The sequence below is a fragment of the Streptomyces sp. ATLC9 genome (assembly GCF_057196705.1).
The window spans coordinates 1-10,472 of the sequence record NZ_JBXUOY010000195.1; the positions used below are offsets into that span (position 1 = coordinate 1).

A 10,472-nucleotide genomic window follows, 5' to 3' on the forward strand; every position below is an offset into this window, starting at 1 on the left:
GCCCCCGGCCGCCCGCAGCGCGGCGAGCCCGCCGGTGTGGGCCTTCTCCGGGCTGAGCAGTACGGCGGTCACCCCGGCGCCGCGCCGGGCCAGGTACGCCCCGGCGAAGAGCGCGTCCCCGCCGTTGTCGCCGCTGCCCACCAGCAGGGCGATCCGGGCGCCGTAGACGCGCCCCAGCATCCCGGCGCAGGCGGCGGCCAGCCCGGCGGCGGCGCGGCGCATCAGCGCCCCGGCGGGCAGGCGCGCCATCAGCTCCCGCTCGGCGGCCCGTACGGTCTGCACGCTGTAGGCATCTCTCATGCCCTCAGTGTGACCGTCCGCCGCCGGGCCCGTCCGCGTTCGGCCGCACCGGCGGGGCGCCTCCGGCGGTCGGCCCCCGGCGGTCAGCTCTCGGCGATCACGACGGCCGTCGCCACCCCCGCGTCGTGGCTGAGGGAGACGTGCCAGTGGCGCACCCCCAGCTCGGCCGCGCGGGCGGCGACGGTGCCGGTCACCCGCAGCAGCGGCCGCCCGTGCTCGGAGGCGTGCACCTCCGCGTCCGTCCAGACCAGCCCGCCGGGTGCGCCCAGCGCCTTGGCCAGGGCCTCCTTGGCGGCGAACCGCGCCGCCAGGGAGGCCACCGAGCGCCGCTCCCCGCCGGGCAGGGTCTGCTCGGCGGGGGTGAACAGCCGCTCGGCCATGGCGGGGGTGCGGGCCAGCGCGCCGGCGAAGCGGTCGACCGAGGCGACGTCGATCCCCACCCCGACGATCACCCGCGTCCCCCCGCCCGCCGGGCGCGCCCGGTCCGTCCGCTGCGCGAACTCACTCCACCGTCACCGACTTGGCCAGGTTGCGCGGCTGGTCCACCTCGTTGCCGCGGGCCGTGGCCAGCTCGCAGGCGAAGACCTGCAGCGGCACGGTGGCCACCAGCGGCTGGAGCAGGGTGGGCGTGGCGGGGATGCGCACCAGGTGGTCGGCGTACGGCACGACCGTCTCGTCGCCCTCCTCGGCGATGACGATGGTCCGCGCGCCCCGGGCCCGGATCTCCTGGATGTTGGAGACGATCTTGTCGTGCAGCACGGACCGGCCGCGCGGCGACGGCACGACCACCACCACCGGCAGGTCATCCTCGATCAGCGCGATCGGGCCGTGCTTGAGCTCGCCGGCCGCGAAGCCCTCGGCGTGCATGTACGCCAGCTCCTTGAGCTTGAGCGCGCCCTCCAGGGCGACGGGGAAGCCCACATGGCGGCCGAGGAAGAGCACGGTGTTCTTGTCCGCCAGGGAGCGGGCCAGCTCCCGCACCGGCTCCATGGTGGCCAGGACCTTCTCGACCTCCGTGGAGATCTGCGACAGCTCCCGGATCACCGAGCCGATCTCGTCGCCCCACTTGGTGCCGCGCACCTGGCCCAGGTAGAGGGCCACCAGGTAGCAGGCGACCAGCTGGGTCAGGAACGCCTTGGTGGAGGCGACCGCGACCTCGGGCCCGGCGTGGGTGTAGAGCACCGCGTCGGACTCGCGCGGGATGGTGGAGCCGTTGGTGTTGCAGATGGCCAGCACCTTGGCGCCCTGCTCCCGGGCGTGGCGCAGCGCCATCAGGGTGTCCATGGTCTCGCCGGACTGGCTGATGGCGACGACGAGCGTGCGCTGGTCCATGATCGGGTCCCGGTAGCGGAACTCGCTGGCCAGCTCGGTCTCGCAGGGGACGCGCGTCCAGTGCTCGATGGCGTACTTGGCGATCATCCCGGCGTGGTAGGCCGTGCCGCACGCCACGATGACGACCTTGTCCACCTCGCGCAGCACGTGGTCGGGGATGCGCACCTCGTCCAGGGCCAGCCGCCCGGCCTCGTCGATGCGGCCCAGGAGGGTGTCGGCGACCGCCTTGGGCTGCTCGGCGATCTCCTTGAGCATGAAGTAGTCGTAGCCGCCCTTCTCGGCGGCCGAGGCGTCCCAGTCCACGTGGTAGGCGCGGGTTTCGGCGGGGGCGCCGTCGAAGTCGGTGACCGTGACCCGGTCCCGCCTCAGCTCCACGACCTGGTCCTGGCCCAGCTCGATGGCCTCGCGGGTGTGGGCGATGAACGCGGCGACGTCGGAGGCGAGGAAGTTCTCGCCCTCGCCGACGCCGACCACCAGCGGCGAGTTCCGCCGGGCGCCGACGACGGTGCCGGGCTCGTCGGCGTGGACGGCCACGAGGGTGAAGGCGCCCTCCAGCCGGCGGCACACCTGCCGCATGGCCTCGGCCAGGTCGCCGCAGGAGGAGAAGTTCTCGGCGAGCAGATGGGCCACGACCTCGGTGTCGGTCTCGGAGGTCAGCTCGTGGCCGCGCTCGGCCAGCTCGGCGCGGAGCGCGGCGAAGTTCTCGATGATGCCGTTGTGGACGACCGCGACCCGCCCGGAGTTGTCCAGGTGCGGGTGCGCGTTGGCGTCGGTCGGCCCGCCGTGGGTGGCCCACCGGGTGTGGCCGATGCCGGTGACGCCGGCCGGCAGCGGGCGCTCGTCCAGCAGCTTGCCGAGGTTGCCCAGTTTCCCGGCCTTCTTCGCGGCGGCCAGCCCGCCGTCGGCGAGGACGGCAACGCCCGCCGAGTCATAACCGCGGTACTCCAACCGCTTCAGTCCCGCGATGACGACGTCGAGGGCGGACTGCCCTCCCGCATAACCAACGATTCCGCACATGCGATGCAGCCTAAGGGCTGCCGGGGGCGAGGGCTGTCAGCGCCCTCGCCCTATTCGTCCGACCGCCCGTCCGACGATCTCCAGGTACTCCGCCTCCTCGCACCGCGGCCGGCCGCCCGGCCGGTACGCCTCCAGGGCGTCGGCCGGGTGCTCCCCCAGGTCCTCGTCGGGCAGTTCGTCCAGGAGTTCCTCCCACACCCGGGCGTCGCACGACTCGGCGGAGCCGCGCGCGGCGGAGCGGCGCCGCGCCGTGCGGAGACGCCGGAACGGAAGCGGCATACGGATCTCCTCCGGGCCGGTGGTGTTCGGAACCCGCCGGAGCGGGCGGGAGCCGCCGCGGCGAACGCACACAACTGGAACAAGTGCGCGAATGCAGTCAACGTATCCGCGCCGGACCGCCGCGTACACCCCCTCGCGCGAACATCTGTGCTGCTGATCACACGGGAACGGCCGTGAGGCCGGCCGCGCCCGGCCCGACAATGGACCCGTGCCCACCCCCGCAACCGCTCCCGGGCCCTGCGCCGCGCCCGGCGACCCGCCGCAGCAGCAGCGCCGCGGCCGGCCGTCCGACACGAGCCCCTTCGTCGACCTCGGGCGGGCCGAGTGGAGCGCCCTGCGGGAGAAGACCCCGCTGCCCCTGACCGCCGCGGAGGTGGAGGAGCTGCGCGGTCTCGGCGACGTCATCGACCTCGACGAGGTGCGGGACGTCTATCTGCCGCTGTCCCGGCTGCTCAACCTCTACGTCGGCGCCACCCACGGGCTGCGCGGCGCGCTCAACACCTTCCTCGGCGACGCGGGCGGCGGGAACGGCGCACAGCGCGGCACCCCGTTCGTCATCGGGGTCGCGGGCAGCGTCGCGGTCGGCAAGTCCACGGTGGCCAGGCTGCTGCGGGCGCTGCTGGCCCGCTGGCCCGAGCACCCGCGGGTGGAGCTGGTGACCACCGACGGCTTCCTGTTCCCCAACGCGGAACTGCACCGGCGCGGGCTGATGTCGCGCAAGGGCTTCCCCGAGTCCTACGACCGCCGCGCCCTCACCCGGTTCGTCGCGGACGTCAAGTCCGGCCGGGAGGAGGTCACCGCCCCCGTCTACTCCCACCTGGTCTACGACATCGTCCCCGGCGAGGTGCTGACGGTGCGCCGCCCCGACATCCTGATCGTCGAGGGCCTCAACGTCCTCCAGCCGGCCCTGCCGGGCAAGGACGGCCGCACCCGGCTGGCCGTCGCCGACTACTTCGACTTCTCCGTCTACGTGGACGCGCGCACCGAGGACATCGAGCGGTGGTACCTGGGCCGCTTCCGCAAGCTGCGCGAGACGGCCTTCCAGAACCCCTTCTCCTATTTCCGCAGGTACACGCAGGTGTCAGAGGAGGAGGCGCTGGACTACGCGCGCGGCATCTGGCGGACGATCAACCGCCCGAACCTCCAGGAGAACATCGCCCCGACGCGGGGCCGCGCCGGCCTGATCCTGCGCAAGGGCCCGGACCACAAGGTCCAGCGCCTGTCGCTGCGCAAGCTCTGACACGGAGCGCCCGCGCCGGCGGACCGCTCCCGTCAGCGGGAAGCGGCGTCCGGCCGCAGCCGGTGGCGGAGGCCGGGCCGCCCGGCGCGGCCTCCCCGGCGCCTCTGGAATCCGTCCGCGCCGGCACGGCACGGACGGCCGGATCGCCGAAGACGGTGAGGGCCGTCAGCTCCATGAGCCGGCACCGCCAGGCGGCCGGCCGGCGGACCGCCCGGAGCGCGACCGTCGCCACTCCGCGGCCGGCGGTGCGGCAGCCGGGTTCGGCGGCGCCGTCCGCCACGTCGACGGGCTCGACGCGCCCGGTCATCCCCCGTGCTCGCCGGGGAACGGGGCGGGGCGGCCGGCGGCCGCCCGATGTCGTGCCGGACCGCGCGTAAAGCGCGGAGCGTCAGCCCAGCGCGGACTTGACCTCGTCCGCCAGCCGCTGCGCCACCGCACAGGCCTGCTCCTCCTCGGCGGCCTCGACCATCACCCGCACCAGCGGCTCGGTGCCGGAGGAGCGCAGCAGCACCCGGCCGGTCTCGCCCAGCTCCTTCTCGGCCTCGTTCACGGCGGTGGCCAGCCGGGCCGAGGAGGAGACCCGGGTCTTGTCCACGTCCCGCACGTTGACCAGCACCTGCGGCAGACGCCGCATGACGCCCGCCAGCTCGGCCAGCGGCCGGCCGGTGGCGGCCACCCGCGCGGCCAGCATCAGGCCGGTCAGGGTGCCGTCGCCGGTGGTGGCGTGGTCCAAGGCGATCACGTGCCCGGACTGCTCCCCGCCCAGCGAGTAGCCGCCGCGCTTCATCTCCTCCAGCACATAACGGTCGCCGACCGCCGTCTGGAGCAGCTCGACGCCCTCGCGCTCCATGGCGAGCTTGAAGCCGAGGTTGGACATCACCGTGGCCACCACGGTGTTCCCCCGCAGCGCGCCGGCCTCCTTCATGCCCAGGGCCAGCACGCTGAGGATCTGGTCGCCGTCGATCTCCTCGCCGGCCGCGTCCACGGCCAGGCAGCGGTCGGCGTCGCCGTCGTGGGCCACGCCCAGGTCGGCGCCGTGCTCGACGACGGCCGCGCGCAGCCCGGCGAGGTGGGTGGAGCCGCAGCCGTCGTTGATGTTGAGCCCGTCGGGTTCGGTGGCGATGGTGACCACCTCGGCGCCCGCCCGCGCGAACGCCTCCGGGGAGACCCGCGCCGCCGCGCCGTGCGCTCCGTCGATGACGACCCTGAGCCCGTCGAGCCGGTTGGGCAGGACGCCGACGAGGTGGGCGACGTACTTGTCGAAGCCCTCGTCGTACTCCTTGACCCGGCCCACCCCGGCGCCCGTCGGGCGGTCCCAGGGCTCGCCGGAGGCGTGCTCGCGGTAGGTCCGCTCGATGCGGTCCTCCAGTTCGTCGGCGAGCTTGTGGCCGCCGCGGGCGAAGAACTTGACGCCGTTGTCGGGCATGGGGTTGTGGCTGGCGGACAGCATCACGCCCAGGTCGGCGCCGAGCGCGCCGGTCAGGTACGCCACGGCCGGGGTCGGCAGCACGCCCACCCGCAGCACGTCCACGCCCGCGCTGGCCAGTCCGGCCACCACGGCGGCCTCCAGGAACTCCCCGGACGCGCGCGGATCACGTCCGACCACCGCCACCGGGCGATGGCCCTTGAACGTACCCGCCTCGGCGAGCACGTGCGCCGCCGCGACCGACAGACCGAGCGCCATTTCGGCGGTCAGGTCGGCGTTGGCGACTCCGCGCACACCGTCCGTACCGAAGAGTCGTCCCACCGTGGTTCCTCCGAGTTCCGAGCTGAGCTCCGGGCGCGCCGAGGCCCGGTCGATCCAGATATACGCCCCTTGGCGGCGGATGCGGCACGGCCGCGGATCCGGCATGCCGACGGTCGCCCCACCGGACGCGCCGGTCCGGAGTCGGGCGGCGACCCGAAGACGAGCGCCCCGACGCACCGTGACGGTGCTGTCGGGGCGCTCGTCAGCGGATCCCAGGGATTCCAGCGGACAGCGAGGCGCTGATCAGCGCTTGCTGTACTGGGTGCCCTTGCGGGCCTTCTTCAGACCGGCCTTCTTCCGCTCGACCGCGCGGGCGTCGCGGGTCAGGAAGCCGGCCTTCTTCAGCGGGCCGCGGTTGTTCTCCACGTCCGCCTCGTTCAGGGCGCGGGCCACGCCCAGGCGCAGCGCGCCGGCCTGGCCGGAGACGCCGCCGCCGCTGATGCGGGCGATGACGTCGTAGCGGTCGTCCAGCTCCAGGACCTTGAACGGCTCGTTGACTTCCTGCTGGTGCACCTTGTTCGGGAAGTAGGTCTCCAGGGTGCGACCGTTGATCTTCCACTGGCCGCTGCCCGGCACGATGCGCACGCGGGCGATGGCGTTCTTGCGGCGCCCGGTGCCGGCGCCCGGCTGGGGCTCACCGAAACGGGACGCGAGGGACTCGGTGGTGTACTCCTCGACGCCCTCGGGGGTCTCGGTGGTGTACTGCTCGACCTCTTCGATCGGGGTCTCGGCGGTGGTCTCGGCCACGGTTCTCCTTAAGCTCTCTTCAGTCTTGGTTGTGGCCGGACTACTGCGCGACCTGGGTGATCTCGAACGGGACCGGCTGCTGGGCGCCGTGCGGGTGGTTCTCGCCCGCGTAGACCTTCAGCTTCGAGAGCATCTGGCGGCCCAGGGAGTTCTTCGGGAGCATGCCCTTGACGGCCTTCTCCACGGCCTTCTCCGGGTTGTTCTTCAGCAGGTCGTCGTAGCGGACGGACCGCAGACCGCCGGGGTAGCCGGAGTGGCGGTAGGCCAGCTTCTGGGTCCGCTTGTTGCCGGAGAGGTGCACCTTGTCGGCGTTGATGATGATGACGAAGTCACCAGCGTCAACGTGCGGCGCGTACACCGGCTTGTGCTTGCCCCTCAGAAGGGTGGCGGCCTGGGTGGCCAGACGGCCCAGGACGACGTCGGTGGCGTCGATGACGTGCCACTGGCGCTGGACGTCGCCGGGCTTGGGGCTGTACGTACGCACGGTCGTAGCCTTCGCTTCTTCAGTGAGTGTTTCCTGACAAGGTCACCGGAGATCACGACAGCCCTGACCGCGCTCCGGTGACGCAAGCCGGTGCGGGTCGCTGGTCATCGTCCTGGTGGACCAGGCGTAACGGCCTCTCACGTGAGAACGAGCAAGCCAATACGCACAACGAACCAGCAGGATACCGGCCGTCCTCCGCACGGGTCAAAACACCCCTCCCCCGGCGGGTGCGGCGGAACCCTCCCGCACACCCCTCAGCGCGCCCGCGCCACCCGCCCCTCGTCCCAGACGGGCTCCGGCGCCTCGCGCACCCGCCCGTCCGCGCCGAAGACCAGGAAACGGTCGAAGGAGCGGGCGAACCAGCGGTCGTGCGTCACCGCCAGCACCGTCCCCTCGTACGCCTCCAGCCCCTGCTGGAGCGCCTCGGCGCTCTCCAGGTCCAGGTTGTCGGTCGGCTCGTCCAGCAGCAGCGCCGTCGATCCGGCCAGCTCCAGCAGCAGGATCTGGAAGCGGGCCTGCTGGCCGCCCGAGAGTCTCCCGAAGGGCTGCTCGGCCTGGCGGTCCAGCTCGTAGCGGCGCAGCGCGGACATCGCCGCGCCCCGGTCCTTCGCGTGCTCGGTCCACAGGACGTCGAGCAGGGTGCGGCCCTCCAGTTCGGGGTGCGCATGGGTCTGGGCGAAGTGGCCGGGCGCCACCCGGGCGCCCAGCTTCCACTCCCCCGTGTGGGCGACGTCACCCCCGGCCAGCAGCCGCAGGAAGTGCGACTTGCCCGAGCCGTTGGAGCCCAGCACCGCTACCCGCTCGCCGTAGAAGACCTCCAGGTCGAACGGCTTCATCAGCCCGGTCAGCTCCAGCCCGGAACAGGTGACCGCCCGCACCCCGGTGCGTCCGCCGCGCAGCCGCATCCGGATCTCCTGCTCGCGCGGCGGCTCCTGCGGAGGGCCCGCCTCCTCGAACTTCCGCAGCCGGGTGCGGGCCGCCTGGAGGCGGGAGGCGAGCCCGTCGTTGTAGGCGGCCTTCTGCTTGAGCGTGTTCACCAGTTTCCTCAGCTGCGCGTGCTGCTCGTCCCAGCGCCGCCGCAGTTCCTCGAAGCGGGCGAAGCGCTCCTTGCGGGCCTGGTGGTAGGTGGCGAAACCGCCGCCGTGCACCCACACGTCCGATCCGGCCGGGCCCGGCTCCACACTGACGATCCTCCGCGCCGCCCGCGCCAGCAGCTCGCGGTCGTGGGAGACGAACAGGACCGTCTTGCGGGTCTCGGCCAGCCGCTCCTCCAGCCAGCGCTTGCCGGGGACGTCCAGGTAGTTGTCCGGCTCGTCCAGCAGCAGCACCTCGTCCGGGCCGCGCAGCAGCGCCTCCAGCACCAGCCGCTTCTGCTCACCGCCCGACAGGGTGCGCACCTGCCGCCACCGCGCCTTGTCGTAGGGGACGCCGAGGGCGGCGGTGGTGCACACGTCCCAGGCGGTCTCGGCCTCGTAGCCGCCGGCCTCCGCCCAGTCCGCCAGCGCCTGCGCGTAACCCATCTGGGCGGCCTCGTCGTCGACCTCCATGATCTTCAGCTCGGCGGCGTCCACCGCCTCCGCCGCCCGGCGCACCCGCGGCCGGGACACCGAGACCAGCAGGTCGCGCACCGTGCGTTCGTCCCGGACCGAGCCCACGAACTGCGGCATCACCCCGAGTCCGCCGCCGACGGTCACCGTGCCGCCGTGCGGCTTCAGCTCTCCGGCGATCAGCCGCAGCAGCGTCGTCTTCCCGGCCCCGTTGGCACCCACCAGGGCCACCACCGAGCCCTCCCCCACCCGGAACGAGACGTCACCGAACAGCACCCTCCCGTCGGGCAGGTAGTACTCCAGGTGCGCGGCCTCGACGTGTCCCATCCCCCGACTGTGACCGCGCCGGCGGCCTCGCGGCAAGCGAATAAGATACGGGGCATGAGCTTTGGGCAGGGGGGGCCGGGCTGGGGCCCGGGAGGACCGTCCGGGCAGCCTGATCCGTTCGGGCGGCCGGGGCAGTCCGGGCCGGACTGGGCGGCGCTCGCCGAGCGGAGCGAGCGCGCCCGCGCCCGGCGCCGCCGCTGGCTGATGATCGGCGGCGGGGCGATGGCCACCGCCGTCGTCGCCGCGATCGTCGCGGTCGCGGTCGTCAACGAAGGCGGATCGGGCTCCGGCCCCGCCGCCGCCTCGGACTCCCCGGCGCCGACGGCCTCCGGGACGCCGCCGCCCGGCCCGGAGCAGCCGGAGCCGTCCTTCTCCTCCGAGCCGCCTCCCCCGCCGCCGGACCCGCGGGACTTCCTCTCCAGCGCCGAGAAGGACACCGCCCCGCTCGGCGCCGCCACGCTCTTCCCCGGCGATTCGATGAAGGTCAACGGCCGCACCTACGACAAGGGCGCCACGGCTTCCACCGGGAGCTGCGCGTCCGGCACCCAGGGGGCGCTCGGCGCGGTGCTGACCGACAACGGCTGCCGCGAGCTGATCCGGGTGACGTATGTGCGCGAGGGGGTGGCGGTCACCGTCGGCGTCGCGGTCTTCGACGACGCCGAGGACGCGAGCAGGGCCAAGGAGCAGTCCCGGCCCAACGTCGCCTCACTGGCGGGCTCGGGCGTGCCCACCTTCTGCCGGGGCGGCGTGACCTGCCGCACCTCCGCCAACGCGCTGGGCCGCTACGCGTACTTCACCATCTCCGGCTACACCAGCGGCAAGGACGTCACCGCCTCCGAGACCGCCGCCCGCCGGGCGGGCCTGGACGCGGCCGACTTCGCCTTCGCCCGCATCCTCGAACGCGGCCGGGAGCAGGCGGCGGCCTCGGTCACCGGCTGACGCGGGCCCTGAACCGGACGGGGGGGGGGGGGGGCCGGGGGCCCGCGCGCGGGGGGGGGGGGGGGGCCCCCCCCCCCCGGCCGGCGCGGGGACGTCAGTCCCGCTGGGCTCCCGCCGGGAGCGTGCGCAGCGTCACCTTCGTAGCCGTCTTCCGCTTGAAGGACCGGTCGGGCATCCTCGTCGCGTCCCGGTGGCGGTCGGAGCTGTTCAGGATCACTCCGACGGCTGTGCGCCCGTCACGCGTCGCCGCGAAGACTGGGCAGGGGCCGGTCTTGGAGCGCCGCCATTCGACAGTGAGCCTCTTCCAACCTGACGAGTGGTTGGACCGGCGACCCCGGTGGCGGGCATGAGGAAAGCTCCTGGTGGACGGGTTCACGACCAAGATCACCAGTCCGCCAGGAACTCTCGTGCTTGTCTACCCGTCTGCCATCGATCTGTCCAGCCGCACCCCGCAGCGTCTCGCCGGTCTGCTCGCGGGGCACCGGCGTCGGATCGGCTCCCGCTGGCGCCGCC

The 10,472-nt window shown here is 73.4% G+C and carries 11 protein-coding genes and 1 pseudogene; 3 read left to right on the top strand and 9 right to left on the bottom strand.

Annotated elements, in window-relative coordinates:
• The 4 genes from AC2CJA_RS18980 to AC2CJA_RS18995 form a co-directional block, all read right to left on the bottom strand.
• A partial coding sequence (locus AC2CJA_RS18980; RefSeq protein ID WP_484603902.1) for an NAD(P)H-hydrate epimerase occupies positions 1-300 on the bottom strand: 300 nt, incomplete at its 3' end.
• A gap of 83 nt (positions 301-383) precedes the next feature.
• A complete protein-coding gene (locus AC2CJA_RS18985) occupies positions 384-752 on the bottom strand; it encodes a holo-ACP synthase (RefSeq protein WP_484603903.1) in 369 nt (122 codons plus the stop codon).
• A gap of 49 nt (positions 753-801) precedes the next feature.
• Entirely contained in the window at positions 802-2,649 is a 1,848-nt protein-coding gene (gene glmS, locus AC2CJA_RS18990) for a glutamine--fructose-6-phosphate transaminase (isomerizing) (RefSeq protein ID WP_484603904.1), read from the bottom strand.
• 36 nt (positions 2,650-2,685) lie between these two features.
• Positions 2,686-2,928 carry a hypothetical protein gene (locus AC2CJA_RS18995; protein WP_484603905.1) on the bottom strand — a complete coding sequence of 81 codons (243 nt, stop codon included), beginning with the start codon at positions 2,926-2,928 and terminating at the stop codon, positions 2,686-2,688.
• 208 nt (positions 2,929-3,136) lie between these two features.
• Between AC2CJA_RS18995 and coaA the strand changes: the two genes are divergently transcribed.
• Positions 3,137-4,168: a type I pantothenate kinase gene (gene coaA, locus AC2CJA_RS19000; protein WP_484603906.1), complete on the top strand. Its 1,032-nt coding sequence runs from the start codon at positions 3,137-3,139 to the stop codon at positions 4,166-4,168.
• Between the two features lie 388 nt (positions 4,169-4,556).
• On the opposite strand, the gene glmM is transcribed toward coaA, so the two are convergent.
• The 4 genes from glmM to AC2CJA_RS19020 all read right to left on the bottom strand — a co-directional run bounded on the left by glmM (position 4,557) and on the right by AC2CJA_RS19020 (position 9,020).
• Positions 4,557-5,915 (bottom strand): phosphoglucosamine mutase, encoded by a 1,359-nt coding sequence (glmM, locus tag AC2CJA_RS19005; protein WP_484603907.1) that lies wholly within the window; start codon positions 5,913-5,915, stop codon positions 4,557-4,559.
• Positions 5,916-6,158: 243 nt separating this feature from the next.
• On the bottom strand, positions 6,159-6,662 hold the full coding sequence (rpsI, locus tag AC2CJA_RS19010; RefSeq protein WP_484603908.1) for a 30S ribosomal protein S9: 504 nt from the start codon (positions 6,660-6,662) through the stop codon (positions 6,159-6,161).
• A 40-nt stretch (positions 6,663-6,702) separates the two neighbouring features.
• On the bottom strand, positions 6,703-7,146 hold the full coding sequence (gene rplM / locus AC2CJA_RS19015) for a 50S ribosomal protein L13 (RefSeq protein WP_241715836.1): 444 nt from the start codon (positions 7,144-7,146) through the stop codon (positions 6,703-6,705).
• A 254-nt stretch (positions 7,147-7,400) separates the two neighbouring features.
• Positions 7,401-9,020, bottom strand: a complete 1,620-nt coding sequence (locus AC2CJA_RS19020; RefSeq protein ID WP_484603909.1) for an ABC-F family ATP-binding cassette domain-containing protein — start codon at positions 9,018-9,020, stop codon at positions 7,401-7,403.
• Positions 9,021-9,074: 54 nt separating this feature from the next.
• Between AC2CJA_RS19020 and AC2CJA_RS19025 the strand changes: the two genes are divergently transcribed.
• The gene (locus AC2CJA_RS19025) at positions 9,075-9,959 is read left to right on the top strand and encodes a hypothetical protein (protein ID WP_484603910.1); all 885 of its coding nucleotides are present in this window, start codon (positions 9,075-9,077) and stop codon (positions 9,957-9,959) included.
• A gap of 94 nt (positions 9,960-10,053) precedes the next feature.
• Here AC2CJA_RS19025 and AC2CJA_RS19030 read toward each other — a convergent pair whose 3' ends face one another.
• Positions 10,054-10,176, bottom strand: coding sequence for a hypothetical protein (locus AC2CJA_RS19030; protein WP_302851989.1), 123 nt, complete (start codon positions 10,174-10,176; stop codon positions 10,054-10,056).
• Between the two features lie 190 nt (positions 10,177-10,366).
• Here AC2CJA_RS19030 and AC2CJA_RS19035 point away from each other — a divergent pair.
• Positions 10,367-10,472: pseudogene (locus AC2CJA_RS19035) on the top strand (IS5/IS1182 family transposase); the annotation flags it as partial.

Bases quoted from the DNA above. Each gene is read 5' to 3' on its own strand.
- AC2CJA_RS18995 (WP_484603905.1), bottom strand. From the start codon at position 2,928: ATGCCGCTTCCGTTCCGGCGTCTCCGCACGGCGCGGCGCCGCTCCGCC.
- glmS (WP_484603904.1), bottom strand. From the start codon at position 2,649: ATGTGCGGAATCGTTGGTTATGCGGGAGGGCAGTCCGCCCTCGACGTC.
- AC2CJA_RS19020 (WP_484603909.1), bottom strand. From the start codon at position 9,020: ATGGGACACGTCGAGGCCGCGCACCTGGAGTACTACCTGCCCGACGGG.
- AC2CJA_RS19025 (WP_484603910.1), top strand. From the start codon at position 9,075: ATGAGCTTTGGGCAGGGGGGGCCGGGCTGGGGCCCGGGAGGACCGTCC.